15 protein-coding genes are annotated in these 17,785 nt (G+C 67.8%); 10 read left to right on the top strand and 5 right to left on the bottom strand.

Going from position 1 to position 17,785, the window contains the following annotated elements; translation table 11 throughout:
• Nucleotides 1-62 precede the first annotated feature (62 nt).
• Entirely contained in the window at nt 63-2,354 is a 2,292-nt protein-coding gene (locus tag MMB92_RS10720) for an FUSC family membrane protein (RefSeq protein WP_205672022.1), read from the top strand.
• Nucleotides 2,355-2,644: 290 nt separating this feature from the next.
• Nucleotides 2,645-4,012 carry an amino acid permease gene (locus MMB92_RS10715; RefSeq protein WP_060211585.1) on the top strand — a complete coding sequence of 456 codons (1,368 nt, stop codon included), beginning with the start codon at nt 2,645-2,647 and terminating at the stop codon, nt 4,010-4,012.
• 147 nt (nt 4,013-4,159) lie between these two features.
• Here the strand turns inward: MMB92_RS10715 and MMB92_RS10710 are convergent, their stop codons facing one another.
• Nucleotides 4,160-4,321: a hypothetical protein gene (locus tag MMB92_RS10710; protein ID WP_006476417.1), complete on the bottom strand. Its 162-nt coding sequence runs from the start codon at nt 4,319-4,321 to the stop codon at nt 4,160-4,162.
• A gap of 244 nt (nt 4,322-4,565) precedes the next feature.
• Between MMB92_RS10710 and MMB92_RS10705 the strand changes: the two genes are divergently transcribed.
• Genes MMB92_RS10705 through MMB92_RS10695 form a run of 3 tightly spaced genes read left to right on the top strand, consistent with a single transcriptional unit; the run spans nt 4,566 to nt 8,077 of the window.
• On the top strand, nt 4,566-5,609 hold the full coding sequence (locus MMB92_RS10705; protein WP_006490794.1) for a Fe(3+) ABC transporter substrate-binding protein: 1,044 nt from the start codon (nt 4,566-4,568) through the stop codon (nt 5,607-5,609).
• Between the two features lie 55 nt (nt 5,610-5,664).
• Nucleotides 5,665-7,299 carry an iron ABC transporter permease gene (locus MMB92_RS10700; RefSeq protein WP_264835451.1) on the top strand — a complete coding sequence of 545 codons (1,635 nt, stop codon included), beginning with the start codon at nt 5,665-5,667 and terminating at the stop codon, nt 7,297-7,299.
• A gap of 4 nt (nt 7,300-7,303) precedes the next feature.
• Nucleotides 7,304-8,077, top strand: a complete 774-nt coding sequence (locus MMB92_RS10695) for an ABC transporter ATP-binding protein (protein ID WP_006497675.1) — start codon at nt 7,304-7,306, stop codon at nt 8,075-8,077.
• A gap of 30 nt (nt 8,078-8,107) precedes the next feature.
• On the opposite strand, the gene MMB92_RS10690 is transcribed toward MMB92_RS10695, so the two are convergent.
• The 4 genes from MMB92_RS10690 to MMB92_RS10675 all read right to left on the bottom strand — a co-directional run bounded on the left by MMB92_RS10690 (nt 8,108) and on the right by MMB92_RS10675 (nt 10,596).
• On the bottom strand, nt 8,108-8,578 hold the full coding sequence (locus MMB92_RS10690; RefSeq protein WP_006484401.1) for an Lrp/AsnC family transcriptional regulator: 471 nt from the start codon (nt 8,576-8,578) through the stop codon (nt 8,108-8,110).
• 246 nt (nt 8,579-8,824) lie between these two features.
• Nucleotides 8,825-9,466, bottom strand: a complete 642-nt coding sequence (locus MMB92_RS10685; RefSeq protein WP_006497676.1) for an NAD(P)H-binding protein — start codon at nt 9,464-9,466, stop codon at nt 8,825-8,827.
• 155 nt (nt 9,467-9,621) lie between these two features.
• Nucleotides 9,622-10,077 carry an Rrf2 family transcriptional regulator gene (locus MMB92_RS10680; protein WP_006484400.1) on the bottom strand — a complete coding sequence of 152 codons (456 nt, stop codon included), beginning with the start codon at nt 10,075-10,077 and terminating at the stop codon, nt 9,622-9,624.
• Nucleotides 10,078-10,167: 90 nt separating this feature from the next.
• On the bottom strand, nt 10,168-10,596 hold the full coding sequence (locus MMB92_RS10675; protein ID WP_006484403.1) for a hypothetical protein: 429 nt from the start codon (nt 10,594-10,596) through the stop codon (nt 10,168-10,170).
• Between the two features lie 199 nt (nt 10,597-10,795).
• On the opposite strand from MMB92_RS10675, the gene MMB92_RS10670 reads away from it, so the two are divergent.
• The 5 genes from MMB92_RS10670 to MMB92_RS10650 all read left to right on the top strand — a co-directional run bounded on the left by MMB92_RS10670 (nt 10,796) and on the right by MMB92_RS10650 (nt 17,781).
• A complete protein-coding gene (locus MMB92_RS10670) occupies nt 10,796-11,131 on the top strand; it encodes a hypothetical protein (RefSeq protein ID WP_006493329.1) in 336 nt (111 codons plus the stop codon).
• Nucleotides 11,132-11,384: 253 nt separating this feature from the next.
• A complete protein-coding gene (locus tag MMB92_RS10665; RefSeq protein ID WP_006483862.1) occupies nt 11,385-12,578 on the top strand; it encodes an ammonium transporter in 1,194 nt (397 codons plus the stop codon).
• 159 nt (nt 12,579-12,737) lie between these two features.
• Entirely contained in the window at nt 12,738-14,702 is a 1,965-nt protein-coding gene (locus MMB92_RS10660; RefSeq protein ID WP_006497677.1) for an alkaline phosphatase PhoX, read from the top strand.
• 625 nt (nt 14,703-15,327) lie between these two features.
• Nucleotides 15,328-16,152 (top strand): IclR family transcriptional regulator, encoded by an 825-nt coding sequence (locus tag MMB92_RS10655; RefSeq protein WP_006497679.1) that lies wholly within the window; start codon nt 15,328-15,330, stop codon nt 16,150-16,152.
• 255 nt (nt 16,153-16,407) lie between these two features.
• Nucleotides 16,408-17,781, top strand: coding sequence for an MdtA/MuxA family multidrug efflux RND transporter periplasmic adaptor subunit (locus tag MMB92_RS10650; protein ID WP_080331436.1), 1,374 nt, complete (start codon nt 16,408-16,410; stop codon nt 17,779-17,781).
• Nucleotides 17,782-17,785: the final 4 nt, after the last annotated feature.

The following is a 17,785-nucleotide window of genomic DNA, read 5'->3' as shown; positions in this document are numbered from 1 at the left end:
ATAGACTCGTCGCCAGTCAATACGCCGCCCCCGGGCGTCTTCGTCTGCCATTCAGCCCATCGATGCGCTATTCGGTCGAAATCAGAAAGTTTTTCTACAGCCAGTACTTTTTCGGCGGCCTGCGGATCGCGGTCGGCGTGTCGCTGCCGGCCGTGTTGTGCCTGATCGTGTTTCACAACCGGGAGCTCGGCTTCACGATCTCGACGGGCGCGCTCGGCGCATGCGTCGTCGACATGCCGGGCCCGCTGAAGTACAAACACAACGAAATGCTCGCGTGCAGCGTGATCGGCTTCCTGGCCGCGCTCGCCACCGGCCTCGCGACACCGAACATCTTCGCGCTGTGGCTCACGATCGTGCCGCTCACGTTCGTGCTGTCGCTGATCGTCGTCTACGGCAACCGCTGGCCGCAGATCAGCTTCGCGACGCTGTTCATGATGGTGATGACGCTCGAGGAGAAGTTCACGCCGCTGCAGGCGTTCATCAACGCCGGCTGGATTCTCGCGGGCGGCCTCTGGTACACGTACTGGGCCACGCTCGTGTCGCAATGGCAGGCGCGCCGGATCGAGCAGCAGGCGCTGGCCGAAAGCCTGTTCGCGTGCGCCGACTACCTGCTCGCCCGCGCGCAGTTCTACGATCTCGACGCCGATCTCGACGAGTGCTACCGCAATCTCGTCGCCCGGCAGATCACCGCGGTCGAAACGCAGGAAACCGCGCGCGACATCGTGCTGCGCAACCTGCCGAAGCTGCGGCGCGGCAAGCTCGATCCCGGCCGCACGACGATGTACAACCTGTTCATCAACAGCGTCGACCTGCACGAGCTGTTCGTCGGCGCGCACACCGATTACCCGCTGGTGCGCAACACGTTCGGCGGCACGGACCTGATCATTTTCTACCGCGACCTGATCCGCAAGGCCGCCGCCGATCTCGAGGAAATCGGCCTCGCGGTGCTCGAAAACCGCGCGCCCCATTCGCGCATCAGCGTGAAGGCCGAGCTGCGCGCGATCGAGTACGAGATCGAGCTGATGCGCAAGAAGAACTTCGCGGCCACCAACGCGGAAGCGTATGCGGCCGTGCTCGCGACGTTCCGGCGCATCTGGAGCGCGACGCGCCTGATCGACCGAATGCGCCGCAACCTGTCGGGCCACGCCGATCCGCAGCAGACCGAACTGAAGATCGACAAGGCGCTCACGCGCTTCCTGCAGCGCCGCCGCATGTCGCCGCTGCTGATTTTCTCGAACCTGAACATGCGTTCGCCGAGCTTTCGCCATGCGCTGCGCGTGACGATCGCCGTGGCGGTCGGCTTCTGGATCGGCCGGCTGCTGCCGCTCACGAACGCCTACTGGATCGTGATGACCACCATCATCATCCTGAAGCCCGGCTACTCGCTGACCAAGCAGCGCAACGCGCAGCGGATCATCGGCACGCTGATCGGCTGCGCGGCGAGCATCGCGCTGATCTACACGGTGAAGGAGCCGCACCTGCTGATCGCGATCATGTTCGGATCGATGGTGATGAGCTACAGCCTGCTGCTGTTCAACTACGCGGCGAGCGTCGTGTTCACGTCGTCGTACGTGCTGCTGATGTTCCACCTGCTCGCGCCGGGCAGCATGCGGATCATCGGCGAGCGCGCGATCGACACGGTGGTCGGCTGCATGATCGCGATCGCCGCGAGCCGGCTGTTCCCGTACTGGGAATACCGGCTGATGGGCAAGCTCGTCACCGACATGCTGACGTCCACGCGCAAGTATTTCGAGGCCGTGTGGCGCGCGGGGCGCGGCATGTCGCCGCCGCCGGTGCCGGCCGCCGACGGCGCGGCCGTCGTCGCGGGCGTGGCCGCCGCGGTCGAGGCGCCCGTGACCAGCCTCGACGACGACTACCGCTACCGCCTCGCCCGCAAGGACGTGCACATCGCGTTCGCGAATCTCGGGCAGGCATTCCAGCGGATGATGATCGAGCCGAAGGCGCACCAGCGCTTCGTGCCCGAACTGAACGACCTGCTCGTGCAGACGCACGTGCTCGGCGCGCAGATCACGGCCGCCGCGCCGCTGATCCGCAGCGCATGCGCGGCCGATGGCGGCCTGGTGCACGACGACGCATTGCAGCGCGGCCTCGCCGCCGTGCTCGACAATCTCGAGAAGGCGGAAGCCGGCGAGCCGCCGCCGGCCGATCAGCTCGAAGCGTCGAAGCAGATCACGCGCGATCTCGATGCGATGGTCGTGTCCGCGGAGCAATCCGACGCGGTCGGCGCGGAGCTCACGCACGACCTGAAGGTGCTCGCGCACCAGTGCAAGCAGATGCTCGCGTCGTCGCTGCTGATCCGCAAGGATGCGAGCGTGATCCGCCTGCCCGCCTGACCCCGCATCCCCGCGCCGCCAGGCCGACCCGCGCGCCGCGGATCGGCCACCGGCGCACTCCGGTTCAACGATTCCCCGAAGCATGCCCCACCCACTCCACGCGGCCCGCGCATCCGGCGCGCGAGCGCCCCACGCCCCATTCCATTCGCCGCGCCAGTCAGGGAATACCCGATTCCGGTCACCGGGTCCGGCTTGTTATCATTCGTTCACATTCAAGTTGTATAGACAACTTGAGCCAATCGGGCCAGCCCTGCTCGCCCGGTTCGTCGCATAACGATATCGGAGACTCGATGAAAAACTTGCAGCGCCATCTCAGCGCGCGGCACATCCGCTTTCTCGCGCTGGGCTCGGCGATCGGCACGGGCCTGTTCTACGGTTCGGCGTCCGCGATCCAGCTCGCGGGCCCGGCCGTGATCCTCGCGTACGTCCTCGGCGGCGCGGCCGTCTACATGGTGATGCGCGCGCTCGGCGAAATGGCCGTGCGCGAGCCCGTCGCGGGTTCGTTCGGCCACTACGCGACCGAGAACCTCGGCCCGTTCGCGGGCTTCGTCACGGGCTGGACCTATACGCTCGAAATGGTGATCGTCGCGATCGCCGACATCACCGCGTTCGGCATCTACATGGGCTTCTGGTTTCCGGATGTCCCGCAATGGATCTGGGTGCTCGGCGTCGTCGCGATCATCTGCGGGCTGAACCTGTGCCACGTGAAGGTGTTCGGCGAGCTCGAATTCTGGCTGTCGATCATCAAGGTCGGCGCGATCGTCGCGATGATCGGCGGCGGCGTCGCGATCCTGCTCACCGGCATGCACTTCGGCCATTCGGCCGACATGCCGACGTTCGCGAACCTGTGGAATCACGGCGGCTTCTTGCCGAACGGCGTCGGCGGGCTGATCGCGTCGCTGTCGGTCGTGATCTTCGCGTACGGCGGCATCGAGGTGATCGGGATGAGCGCCGGCGAAGCGAAGGACCCGGAACGCGTGATTCCGCGCGCGATCAACGCGGTGCCCGCCCGCATCCTGCTGTTCTACGTGCTGACGATGGTCGTGCTGATGTCGATCAGCCCGTGGACCGGCGTCGGCAGCGACGGTAGCCCGTTCGTCCAGATCTTCTCGGCGCTCGGCGTGAAGTCGGCCGCGACGATCCTGAACCTCGTCGTGATCAGCGCGGCGATCTCGGCGATCAACAGCGACATCTTCGGCGCGGGCCGGATGATGTTCGGGATGGCGCGGCAGGGTCAGGCGCCGCGCGTGCTGATGACGACGTCGCGCCACGGCGTGCCGTGGGTCACGGTGCTCGTGATGGCCGGCGCGCTGCTGGTGGGCGTGCTGCTCAACTACCTGATGCCGAAGGACGTGTTCCTGGTGGTCGCCGCGATCGCGACGTTCGCGACCGTGTGGGTCTGGCTGATGATCCTGCTGTCGCAGGTGGCGATGCGTCGCCGTCTGTCGAGCGCCGAAGTCGCCGCGCTGAAGTTCAAGGTGCCGCTGTGGCCCGTCGCGCCCGTGCTGACGATCGCATTCATGGGCTTCGTGATCGTGATGCTCGGCTGGTTCGACGATACGCGCGTGGCGCTGTATGTCGGCGCGGCGTGGCTCGCGCTGCTCGCGGCCGTGTTCTACGCACGGATCCGCCCGAAATTCGCCGCTGCGTCACGTTGACGCACGGCTGACCTGCGAGTGCGGCGCGTCGGTTCCGGCGCGCTTTCTACTGTCCCGGTTCCGCGCGGCGCCCGTCGCGCGAGAACCGCGGATCGACCCCGTTCGCCTCCCCGCACGCGCGGCCCGACCGGCCCGCGCCCCGGCACGTCAGTGCGATGCGGCGCTCGCGGCCTCGGCCGGATGGGCCTCGTCGTACGCGTGCTTCTGCGAAATCGCGTTGTACAGGATCGTCCCGATCACGAGCAGCACGGCCACGACGATCAGGATGCTCACGTTGCGGACTGGGTTCTTCTTGCGCTGATCGTTCATGGTCGGTGCTGCTCCGTCAAATTCGTCGAAGCGGGCATTCTACGCGCTTGCGCCCGCGCTGCGCCGCCCGGTGTTCCGATCGCCCGTCCCTGTCCTCCCCGCCGCTTTCCGCAAGCTTTCGTTTGTTAATCGTTCCCATTTCGATCTAGAATCCCAAGTCTTTCATTTTGTAATGTTCCGGTTCGCTCGGGCGGCAGGCGCGCCCCGGAACGCTCCCTCGTCCACCTGCCCCACCGGAGTCTTCATGTCGAATCCGCGCACCCGCCTGCTGCCGCTCGCCGGCGCCCTCGCCCTGGCTGCAGCCGCCTTCGCGCCGCTTGCCCAGGCGGCCGAGGAAGTGAGCCTGTACACCACCCGCGAGCCGAAGCTGATCCAGCCGCTCATCGACGCGTTCACGAAGCAGAGCGGCGTCAAGGTCAACACGGTGTTCGTGAAGGACGGCCTGCTTGAACGCGTGAAGGCGGAAGGCGCGCAGTCGCCGGCCGACGTGCTGATGACGGTCGACGTCGGCAACCTGCTCGACCTCGTCGACGGCGGCGTCACGCAGCCGGTGCGCTCGAAGGCGCTCGACGACGCGATTCCCGCGAACCTGCGCGCCACGAACGGCGACTGGTACGCGCTGTCGCTACGCGACCGCGTGCTGTACGTCGAAAAAGACCTGAAGGTCGATGCGTTCCGTTACGAGGATCTCGCCGATCCGAAATGGAAGGGCAAGGTCTGCATCCGCTCGGGCCAGCATCCGTACAACACCGCGCTCGTCGCGGCGATGATCGCGCACGACGGCGAGGCCGCAACCGAGACATGGCTGCGCGGCGTGAAGGCGAACCTCGCGCGCAAGGCGACCGGCGGCGACCGCGACGTCGCGCGCGACATTCTCGGCGGAATCTGCGACGTCGGCCTCGCGAACGCTTACTACGTCGGCCACATGAAGCACGCGGAACCGGGCAGCGATGCGCGCAAATGGGGCGACGCGATCAAGGTCGTGCGCCCGACCTTCGCGAACGCGAAGAGCGGCGGCACGCACGTGAACATCAGCGGCGCGACGGTGGCGAAGCATGCGCCGCACAAGGCCAACGCGGTGAAACTGCTCGAATACCTGGTGTCGCCGGAAGCGCAGGCGCTGTATGCGCAGGCGAACTACGAATACCCGGTGCGCGCGAACGTGAAGCTCGACCCGGTGATCGCGAGCTTCGGCACGCTGAAGGTCGATCCGCTGCCGCTGGCGGATATCGCGAAGCATCGCAAGCAGGCAAGCCAGCTCGTCGACAAGGTCGGCTTTGACAACTGACGCCTCGCCCGCCGACGCCTGCCGCGAGCCGCGCGGCCCGCGTCCGTGGCCGCGTCTGCGGCCGCGCGCGGGCAGCCTGTGGCTGCTCGGGGCGCTGACGATCGCCGCGGCGGTCGCGGCGCCGCTCGCGGTGCTCGTGGCCGCCGCGTTCGACGCCGATCTCGCGCACTGGCGGCATCTCGCCAAATTCGTGCTGCCGCACGCGCTCGTCAATACGCTGCTGCTGCTCGCCGGCGTCGGCGCGATCGTGTCGATTGTCGGTACGGGCTGCGCATGGCTCGTCACCGCCTACGATTTTCCCGGCCGCCGGATCCTGACCTGGGCGCTGCTGCTGCCGCTCGCGGTCCCCACCTACATCGTCGCGTTCGCGTATCTCGACCTGCTGCATCCGATCGGCCCCGTGCAGGGCGCGATCCGCTGGCTGCTCGGCTTCGACAGCCCGCGCCAGTTCCGCCTGCCCGATTTGCGCTCGCTGCCCGGCGCGATCTTCGTGCTCGGCTTCGTGCTGTATCCCTATGTCTATCTGAGCACGCGCGCGATGTTCGTCACGCAGTCCGCGAGCCTGCTCGAAGCCGCGCGCACGCTCGGCGCGGGCCGCCTCGCGACGTTCTGGCGCGTCGTCGTGCCGCTGGCCCGCCCGGCGATCGCGGTCGGCGTGAGCCTCGCGCTGCTCGAAACGCTGAACGATATCGGCGCGTCGGAATTTCTCGGCGTGCAGACGCTGACCGTGTCCGTCTATACGACGTGGATCACGCGCTCCGATCTCGCCGGCGCCGCGCAGATCGCGCTCGCGATGCTCGCGATCGTCGTCGGCATGATCGCGCTCGAACGCTACGGGCGCCGCCGCCAGCGCTATGCGCACGGCCGGCGCATGCGGCCGATCGCGCCGCGCCGCCTGACCGGCGCGGCCGCGCTGGGCGCCGCCGTGCTCGGCTGGCTGCCCGTCCTGCTCGGCTTCGGCGCGCCGGCCGCGTACCTCGCGGTCGAAACGGCCAAGCGGCTGCACCTCGTCGGCGGCGTCTCCGCGCAACTGATGACCGGGCTCGCGAACACGCTGACGATCGCGACCGCCGCCACCGCCACGACGCTCGCGTGCGGGCTCGTCGTCGCGTGGGCCGCCCGCGCGCAACGCGACAGCGCCCGTACGGGCCCTGCCCGCCTGTGCGCGCGGATCGCGAGCCTCGGCTACGCGGTGCCGGGCACCGTGCTCGCGATCGGCCTGCTGATTCCGTTCGCGGCGGCCGACCGGCTGTTCGGCGCGGCGCTCGGCCGCGACGGGCTGCTGCTGATGGGCTCGGCCACCGCGCTCGTGATCGCCTATACCGTGCGTTTCCTCGCGATCCCGGCCGGCGGCATCGAGGCCGGCCTCGCACGCATTCCGCCGTCGCTCGAACAGGCCGCGCGCTCGCTCGGCGAGACGGCCGGCGGCACGCTGCACCGCGTTCACCTGCCGCTGTTGCGGCCCGCGCTCACGACGAGCGCGCTGCTGGTGTTCGTCGACGCGATGAAGGAATTGCCGGCGACGCTGCTGCTGCGCCCGTTGAATTTCGACACGCTCGCGACCTGGCTGTATGCGGAAGCCGCGCGCGGCACCTATGAAGAAGGCGCGGTCGCCGCGCTCGCGATCGTGCTGGCCGGGCTCGTGCCCGTGATCCTGCTCGCCCGCACCCGCCACAAGATCGGAGCCTGACACCGTGAACCTGCTCGAACTCGACGACCTCTGCGTCGCCTACGACACGCCGCACGGCCGCCGCACCGTGGTCGACGGCCTGAGCCTCGCGCTGCCGCGCGGCGACATCGGCTGCCTGCTCGGCGCGTCCGGCTGCGGCAAGACCACCGTCCTGCGCGCGATCGCCGGCTTCGAACCGGTGCGCATGGGACGCATCGTGCTGGACGGCACGCCCGTCGCGGCGCCGGCGCTCGACGTGCCGCCCGAGCGCCGGCGCATCGGCATGATGTTCCAGGATTACGCGCTGTTTCCGCACCTGAGCGCGGCCGACAACGTCGCGTTCGGCCTGCGGCGCCTGCCGAAGGCCGACCGGCGCCTGCGCGTCGCGGAGATGCTCGAGCTCGTCGGCCTCGCCGATTCCGGCGATGCGTATCCGCACGAACTGTCGGGCGGCCAGCAGCAGCGCGTCGCCCTCGCGCGCGCACTTGCGCCGTCGCCGGAATTGCTGCTGCTCGACGAGCCGTTCTCGAATCTCGACGTCGATACGCGCGAGCGGCTCGCATTCGAGCTGCGCGACATCCTGAAGCACACGGGCCACACCGCGATCCTGGTCACGCACAATCAGGCGGAAGCGTTCGCGATCGCCGACCGGATCGGCGTGATGAAGGACGGGCAGCTCGCGCAATGGGATACGCCGTATGCGCTGCACCATCATCCGGCCAGCCCGTTCGTCGCGGATTTCGTGCGCCGCGACGCGCTGGCCGACGAACGCGCACGCGCGCTCGCGCGCGGCCGCTGAAGCCGCGCGGCCGGCGGGGCGGGGTGCCCGTCAGGCGGGCTCGGCCAGATCGCGCACGGGCAGCGCGGTCGAATACTTGATCTGCTCCATCGCGAACGACGAGCTGACGTCGAACAGCGGCACCGTGCGAATCAGTTGCTTGTAGACGCGGTCGTAGTCGTCGATGCCGGCCACCACGACGCGCAGCAGGTAATCGGTCTCGCCGCTCATCCGGTAGACCTCGACCACTTCCGGCATGTCGCGCACCGCCTGCGTGAAACGCTGCGCCCATTCCTCGGTGTGCTGGTTCGTGCGGATCGCGACGAACACGGTCGTGCCGACCCCGAGCTTGCGCGGATCGCACAGCGCGACCTGCGCGCGAATCGCGCCGGTTTCCTTCAGCCGCTGCACGCGCTTCCAGCATGGCGTCTGCGACAGGTTCACGCGCTGTGCCAGTTCCGCGATCGGCAGTGTGGCATCCGCCTGCAGCAGCTCCAGCAGCTTGCGATCGATGGCGTCCATTTCTCCATTCCCTCGTCGATAGAAATTTATTCTATTCATCCTGCCCAACGGGGAACAATATGAAAACTGCCGCGGCGCGTCGACCGGTGTAAATACCGATCCGGCACGCAGACGATTCGTCCGCCGCGCCAAACGAAACAGGCGACGCCACCGCCGGGGTGGCATCGCCTGAAATTGACTGCGCGTCGCGGCTCGCACGTCGCGCCGGGCCGGCCGGCGCTCACCGCCCGCCGGCCGTCATGCCGCTCAATACGCGACCGTCGCGATCTCGCGCACGAAGCTGTCCTGCTCGAGTGCGTCGACGAACGCGACCGCGTAGTCTTCCACCGAGATCTTGCTGTTGCCCTGCGCGTCGACGATCAGCTTGCCGACGCCCGTGCGGAACGTGCCGGTGCGCTCGCCCGGCGCGATCAGCGCGGCCGGCGCGAAGAAGGTCCAGTCGAGATCGGCGACCGTCTTCAGGTAGTCGAGCGCATCGCGGTGCGCGAGCGCCTGCGCCTTGTATGCCTCCGGGAATCCTTCGGTGTCGACGAGCTGCTTGCCCGGCGCGACTTCGAGCGAACCGGCGCCGCCCACCACGACGAGCCGCTTCAGGCCGGCCTGGCGCGTGCCGGCGACCAGCGCCTTCGCGGCCGCGACGACCTGCACCGCGTCTTCCTGCTTCGGGCCGTACGCGCTGGCGACGACGTCATGGCCCGGCAGCGCGGCCGCAATGCTGGCCGCGTCGAACAGATCGGCCGCCTTCGCGGTGATGCCGTCGACGGATGCGTGCGGATGGCGCGACAGCGCCGTGACGCGGTGGCCGCGCCGCACGGCTTCCGCCGCGATGCGCGTGCCGATCATGCCGGTGGCGCCGAACAGCGCGATATTCAATGAACGTTGCGTCATATCGATTCTCCAGAAATGAAAATGTGTAACACACTCAATTACATATAAGACCGAAAAAAACGGGGCAAAGCCCCCGTCGTGCCGATCGCCGCGCGTACGCGCCGTCCGGCTTCCCGCCCTGCCTGCCGCCGGATACCCGTGGCACCCGGCGCCGGTCACCCGCCGGCGCGCGCCGCCCGTTGCGTGCGCTGCTCCAGATCCAGCATGTCGGCCGTCACGTCGGCCAGCGTGCGCGTGGCGAGCGACGCCTCCATCGCGCGCTGCGCGTCGCCGATATAGCCGGTCAGCGCGCTCTGAATGTGCCGCCCGACGAGACATGCCGGATTCGGCGCCTCGCGATGCAGCGCGAACAGTTGCGCATCGTCGACCGCGCGATACACGTCGAGCAGCGTGATCTCGCCGGGCTCGCGCGCCAGCAGCGCGCCGCCGCCCGCGCCGAGCTGCGACGTGGTCAGGCCTGCGGCCGCCAGCATCGACAGCAGCCGGCGAATCAGCGCCGGATTCGTATTCACGCTGCCCGCGATGATGTCGGACGACAAAGGCACGCCTTCCTGCATCGACAGCAAGGCAAGCACGTGAACGGCAAACGCGAACCGGCTGCTGGTATTCATTCCTGACTCACTCGGCGACGCCGGCCCGACCCGCAACCGGCGACATGTGTAACCATAATAATTACATTTTGCGGATCGCGCAAGCCCGCGTCATTCACCGCTCGCGGGTTTGGCCCCCGCGGCGCTCTGCTGGCTCCACTGCTGGAGTTTCTTGCCGGCTTCGGCGATCTTCGCGCCCGCTTCGGAAGCCGCATGCGCGACGACCGCGGACGCCGCCGCGTCGATCTGCGCCTGCGCGGCCGACGCGAGGCCGCTCGCGGACAACGGCGGCACGGCCGACGCCGCGGACGCGATACCGGCCTTCGCCGCGTTGATCTGCTGGTTGACGGTGCTCGCCACCTGGTCGAGCGCCTTTGCCGCATTGTTCGCGGCGTCGGCGGCCGCGCTCGCGGCCGTATCGGGTTGCGCGACCGGCGTGCCGGACTTCTCGCAGCCCGCGAGCAACAGCAGCGCACCGGCGGCCACGGCCGCCAGCACGGACCCGGGCACGCGACGCGCCCGCGATGTCTTCATGTTCATCAGCAATCTCCGGCCGCGCGTTGCACGACCTCATGGTTGGACCGGTGTCGATGATACCGCCTGTGGAACAGGCCCAATCACGACCCGGCATTAAAAATGCCTTTCAATTTCGGATTCGTCTGATTCAATCGCACGCGCCATGCCTCTAAAGTGGGCACGCTTCAATCCGCTTCGTACGTGTCCCCCACTTTTCCTCGTTATGGCTTTCCTCGTCGACTGGCTCATCGTCCTGGCCGCGCTGCTCGCCGCCACCCTGTTCCTGTGCCTGCGTGCGCCGTCGGCGCGCCGCCTCGCCGAATCGGGGCGTCCGCGCCGCATCGCGTGCGCGCGTCTGCTCACGCAGGCCGTGATCGGCTTCTGGACGGCCGCGCTGATCGTCGCGCAAGGCATCCTCGGCGCCGACGGCGACGGCCAGTCGCTCGCGGGCTTCGCGGCGCTCGCGTTCGCCGCGCTCGGGCTGGCGACCGTCGCTGCCTACTGGTCGGCGTGCGCGCTGCGGCTGCGCCGGCCGCCCGCGCTGTTCGCGCGCCACTGACGCGCCAGATCGGTGCGTGACAGCGCACGCCGCGCACCGCTTCGTTCGTCGTACGCACCAGTTCAGCACGCGTCGCACCACGTGCGTGCAGCCGGCACCGCCGTCGCTCGCCCTCGATCACGCCCCGATCCCGTGCGCGATTCACCGGAATGCCGCATCGCGCGGCAACCGGGCACCAATTTCACGCAGTCGTTCACCAGGTTGGCTCGATACTTGCATTCCTTGCCCGTTTTTTGCGCAAGGAAGTAACGGCATGGATGGTCTGAAATCCGGCGTCGACACCCTGTTCCTGTTGATCGGCGCCGTCATGGTGCTCGCGATGCATGCGGGCTTCGCATTTCTCGAACTCGGCACGGTCCGCAAGAAGAACCAGGTCAACGCGCTCGTGAAGATCCTGGTCGACTTCTCGGTGTCGACACTCGCGTATTTCTTCATCGGTTACACGATCGCGTACGGCGTCGAATTCTTCGACGACATCGGCACGCTGTCGCAGCACAACGGCTACGCGCTCGTGCGCTTCTTCTTCCTGCTGACGTTCGCCGCGGCGATCCCGGCGATCGTGTCCGGCGGCATCGCGGAGCGCGCGAAGTTCAACCCGCAGCTCGTCGCGACGCTGATCATCGTCGGCTTCATCTATCCGTTCTTCGAAGGGATCGCGTGGAACGAGCGCTTCGGCGTGCAAGCCTGGCTCACGCACGCGTTCGGCGCGCCGTTCCACGACTTCGCGGGCTCGGTCGTCGTGCATGCGTTCGGCGGCTGGGTCGCGCTGCCGGCCGTGCTGCTGCTCGGCGCGCGCCACGGCCGCTACGCGAAGGACGGCCGGATCGCCGCGCACCCGCCGTCGAACATCCCGTTCCTCGCGCTCGGCGCCTGGGTGCTTGCGGTCGGCTGGTTCGGCTTCAACGTGATGAGCGCGCAGACGCTCGACAAGATCAGCGGCCTCGTCGCGGTGAACTCGCTGATGGCGATGGTCGGCGGCACGCTCGCGGCATGGATGGCCGGCCGCAACGACCCGGGCTTCACGTACAACGGGCCGCTCGCTGGCCTCGTCGCGGTATGCGCGGGCTCCGACGTGATGCACCCGATCGGCGCGCTCGTCACGGGCGCCGCCGCCGGTGCGCTGTTCGTCGCGATGTTCACCTGCGTGCAGAACCGCTGGCGCATCGACGACGTGCTCGGCGTCTGGCCGCTGCACGGGATGTGCGGCGCGCTCGGCGGCATCGCGGCCGGCGTGTTCGGGCAGCCGGCGCTCGGCGGCCTCGGCGGCGTGTCGTTCCTGTCGCAGCTCGTCGGCACGCTCGGCGGCATCGCACTCGCGAGCGCGGGCGGCACGCTCGTCTACGGCGCGCTGAAGGCGACCGTCGGCCTGCGTCTCGACCGCGAAGCCGAATTCGACGGCGCCGACCTGTCGATCCACCGCATCTCGGCCACGCCCGAGCGCGATTGACCCGCTGAACGCCCCCGGACGCGTCATTACGTTTTCAATTCAAAAAACTTTCATCTATCGTCCTTACACTTCCGTCCAGTTTTCAATATGCCTTCGCGGAGCTTGCCGCTCGCCCGCTTCGCGAAGGCCATTCTTCCAACAACCGAAACTGGACTCCACATGCCCGCGTTGCCCAATGCTTCCCGTCGTCAGGCCCTGAAGATCCTCGCCGGCGCGCCGATGCTTCCCCTTTCCGGCCTCGCGCTGCCGGCCCTGCTGACGGGTTGCGGCGGCGACGACGATCCCGCGTCGACGCCGGCCCCGGTCGCCGCTGCCTATACGTCGGCGGCATTCTCGGCGATGGCCGCGCCGACGCTCGACAACGCGGCCGCGATGGCCACGACGACGGTCGGCTCGACGCTGTCGGTGTCGTTCTCGGACGGCTCGTCGCGCAACTTCAAGCTCGCGTACCGGCCGTTCTTCGTGACGGGCGACATGGTGCCGGACGGCAAGGGCGGCACGACGCTCGCGGGCGGCTACTACGACATCAACAACCAGCCGATCATCGATCGCTCGGTCGCCGGCAAGGAGCGCCAGTTCTATTCCGACTGCCCGGACGGCAGCTCGCTCCTGACGCTGAAGAACGCGAACGTGCCCGGCGTGAAGGGCAACACGGTGTTCGCGGTCGTGCAGTTCGAATACACGACGCGCGACCAGGCGAGCGCGTCGCAGTACGGCCAGCTGCCGTCGCCGATCGCCGTGCTCACGCTCGACCAGGACCCGGCCACCGGCGCGCTGAAGGTCGTGAAGTACCACAACGTCGACACGTCGAAGGCGCACGGCCTGTGGATCACCTGCGGCGCGAGCCTGTCGCCGTGGGGCACGCACCTGTCGAGCGAGGAATACGAGCCGGACGCGACGAAGGCCGCGACCGACGCGCAGTTCAAGGCGTTCAGCAAGAACACCTTCGGCGACGAGACGAAGGCGAACCCCTACCACTACGGCCACCTGCCCGAGATCACCGTGAACCCGGACGGCACCGGCACCGTGAAGAAGCACTACTGCCTCGGCCGCATCTCGCACGAGCTGATCCAGGTGATGCCCGACCAGCGCACCGTGATGATGGGCGACGACGCGACCAACGGCGGCCTGTTCATGTTCGTCGCCGACAAGGCGGCCGACCTGTCGGCCGGCACGCTGTACGTCGCGAAGTGGACGCAGACGTCGTCCGCCGGCGCCGGCACCGCGACGCTGACGTGGATCAAGATCGGCCACGCGACCAGCGGCGAGATCGAAACGCTCGCGAACACGCTGAAGGCGTCGGACATCATGGACCTGGTGACCACCGATCCGAACGATGCGAGCTACACGAAGATCCACTTCGGCGGCAAGTTCAACTGGATGCGCGTGAAGCCGGGGATGGAAAAGGCGGCCGCGTTCCTCGAGACGCACCGCTACGCGGCGCTGCTCGGCGGCAGCATGGCGTTCACGAAGCTCGAAGGCACGACCGTGAACGCGAAGGACAAGATCGTCTACACGGCGATGTCGCGGATCGAAACGTCGATGGTCAAGGGCAATGCGGTGTCGCGCGACGTCGCGGTCGACAAGAAGATCGCCGCGGGCGCCGTCTACGCGCTGAACCTGAAGGCCGGCCAGCGCGACACGACGGGCGGCGCGATCGACAGCGAATGGGTGCCGGTCGACATGGGCGCGCCGGCCGCGCTGGTCGGCGAGGACCTCGCCGCGGCCGATGCGCTCGGCAACCTCGCGAACCCGGACAAGATCGCGAACCCCGACAACCTGAAGTTCTCCGAAAAGCTGCGCACGCTGTTCATCGGCGAAGACTCGGGCATGCACGTGAACAACTTCCTGTGGGCCTACAACGTCGACACGAAGTCGCTCGCGCGCGTGCTGTCGTGCCCGGCCGGCGCCGAATCGACGGGCCTGCACGCGGTCGACGAGATCAACGGCTGGACCTACATCATGAGCAACTTCCAGCACGCGGGCGACTGGGAAGCGCCGCTGCACGACAAGGTCAAGCCGACGCTCGACCCGCTCGTGCGCGCGAACTACAAGGATCGCTTCGGCGCCAGCGTCGGCTACCTGACGGCCGAGCAGACCAGCATCAAGCTCGCGAAGGACTGACCGCCTCGCGCGAGGGGGCGTTGCGCCCTGCAGGGCGTCCCTGACCGGGCGTCCCTAACCGGGCGTCCTTTCTTCATCACCGTTCATTCGTCGGCGCTCCACGCCGTTTCACGCGCGATGCCCACTGCGGGCGTCGCGCTTTTTTTTGCGTGCGGGAAGCGTGCAGACGGCGCCCATCGCGCGGGCCAGCACGCGCGAAACTGGCCCGGACGGGCGTTTGTGGCGATCAGGAGATAATACGGGCCGACGCGTCCGGGCGGACCGTCGGAAGACAGGCAAAAAAAAGCGCCACGGAGACCGTGGCGCTAAAAAAGTTCTAGCCATTCCGAGGGCCGTGCTAGAACCTGAGAGACTGCGCGAAACATCGTTGCCGGTTAAACTCTTGAAACGATGTTTCGAAAACGTGAGACATTCTTTCCGTTTCCGCCCGACAAGTCAAGCGGTATTTGCACCGGTTCATGCACTTTCCGGCAACGCTCATTTGAGCGTTTTCCTAATAAACCAAGGGTGAACCCGTAAAATCTCATCCAATGACCGGTTCACCCACGGAACATGCATCTTTTGACAATAGTCCTACAATACCAACAAAATTGAAATCGAGTTTCGGAATTAGAGAGAATCCCTCGTGTCGACAACTGTAACCCCTCCCGCGTCGCGGGACCGTGAATCGTCACCCGACGAGATCACCGCCCTCGCCCGCGGCCTCGCCGTGCTGCGCCGTATCGCGGCTGCCGACGCGCCCGTCAGCAACCGCGAACTGACCGAATTGACCGGCATCCCGAAGCCGACCGTCTCGCGCATCACCGCGACGCTCGTCAGCGCCGGCTTCCTGTTCCAGTTGCCCGACAGCGAGCGCTTCGTGCTCACCGCGTCGGTGCTCGAACTGAGCCACGGCTTCCTGCGCAACTTCGACATCCGCGCGCGTTCGCGGCCGTTCATGATCGAGCTGGCCGAACGCACGTCGCTGTCCGTGCACCTCGCGGTGCGCGACCGCCTCGACATGGTCGCGATCGACGTGATCCGCCCGCGCTCGGCCGTGCTCGTCACGCGCCTCGAGATCGGCTCGCGGATGGACATCGCGCGTACGGCCGTCGGCCGCGCGTATCTCGCCGCGCTGGAGGACGACGAGCGTCGCCTGCTGCTCGAATCGCTGCGCACCACCGCCGGCGACGACTGGCCGCACGTGTCCGCTCGCCTCACGCCCGCGCTCGACGAAGCGATGCGCGACGGCCATGCGATCGCGATCGGCGAATGGCGCGAGGGCCTCAATGCGGTCGCGGCCGGTTTCGTCGGCCCGTCGGGTCAACGCTATTCGGTGAATTGCGGCGGCGCGTCGCACCAGTGCCCGCCCGAATGGCTGCAGGAACACGTGGTGCCCGCGCTGCAGGAATGCATCGCGAAAATCACCCGCGAAATCGGCGGCGCGCCAGCCCGGCGCATCGGCGTGTAATCGTTTCGTCATCGCCGTGTCGCGTTCTGTAACGACCGTAACCCGTTGAAAGATAGACCGCTGGACTGTAACGGGGACGGCACGTAGGATCATGCCCATCGTCGCGCCGCATTCGCGGCGCGCACCGCTCTTTTCCCGCGCGGATCGGCGGGGCCCCGGACCGAGCCGGGCCGCCCCGTCCCGTCACCCGCACGCCCACGCGCAGCCCAGCAGTCCGATTTCCGGCACGCCGCGCCGTCTTCCTGACAGAACACGATGGATAACGAACAAAAGCCCACGCCCCCTTCGAAAGACCCCGCGCCCGCCGCCGCACGGCGCCCGCGCCGCACGCTGCTGCTCGGCACCGTCGCGGTCGTCGTCATCGGCGGCCTGCTGTGGTGGCATCCGTGGAACCGCACGCCCGCGGCAGGCAGTTCAGCGCAAGGCGCGGGCGCCAGCGCGGCCGCTGGCAGCCATCGCGGCCGCGGCGGCCCCGCCGCGATGGCGAACGTTCCGCAGCCGGTGCAGGTCGCCACCGCGACGCAGGGCGAAATGCCGATCGTGCTGTCCGCGCTCGGCACCGTCACGCCGCTCGCGAACGTGACGGTGAAGACGCAACTGTCGGGCTATCTGCAATCGGTGTCGTTCCAGGAAGGCCAGATCGTCAAGAAGGGCGACGTGCTCGCGCAGATCGACCCGCGTCCGTACCAGGTCGCGCTCGAGAACGCCGAAGGCACGCATGCGCGCGACGCGGCGCTGCTCGCGACGGCCCGCCTCGACCTGAAGCGCTACCAGACGCTGCTGTCGCAGGACTCGATCGCGTCGCAAACCGTCGATACGCAGGCGTCGCTCGTCAAGCAGTACGAAGGCGCGGTGAAGACCGACCAGGCCGCGATCGATTCCGCGAAACTGAACCTCACGTATGCGCGCATCACGGCGCCGGTGTCGGGCCGCGTCGGCCTGCGCCAGGTCGACCCCGGCAACTACGTGACGCCGGGCGACACCAACGGCATCGTCGTGATCACGCAGTTGCAGCCGATGAGCGTGATCTTCACGACGTCGGAAGACAACCTGCCGCAGATCCTCAAGCAGGTGAACGCGGGCCGGAAGCTGTCGATCACCGCGTACAACCGCAACAACACGGTGCCGCTCGAGACGGGTTCGCTCGCGACGCTCGACAACCAGATCGACACAAGCACCGGCACGGTCAAGCTGCGCGCGAACTTCGATAACAAGGAAGGCATGCTGTTCCCGAATCAGTTCGTGAACACGCGGCTGCTCGTCGACGTGCTGCGCAACGCGACGATCGTGCCGACCTCCGCGGTGCTGACCGGCTCGATCGGCCAGTTCGTGTACGTCGTGAAGCCCGACAACACGGTGACCGTGCGCAAGGTCACGATCGGCCCGGTCGACGGCGAACGCACGAGCATCGTCAGCGGCGTGACGCTCGGCGAGCGCGTGGTGACCGACGGCTCGGACCGCCTGCGCGAAGGCTCGAAGATCTCGATTCCGGCCGACAAGCCGAAAGGCGCCTCAGGCGCGCACGGCGCCGGCGCGGCGTCGGGCGCATCGGCTGCGTCCGGTGCAGCCGGCCATCGCGGCGGACACCGGCACGGCGCGTCGCAAGCCGCGGCCCCCGCGGCCCAGTAACGCG

It is taken from the genome of Burkholderia sp. IO2 (assembly GCF_029522185.1).
Lineage (GTDB): Bacteria > Pseudomonadota > Gammaproteobacteria > Burkholderiales > Burkholderiaceae > Burkholderia > Burkholderia cenocepacia.
This window is presented reverse-complemented; position numbering and strand designations above follow the sequence as displayed.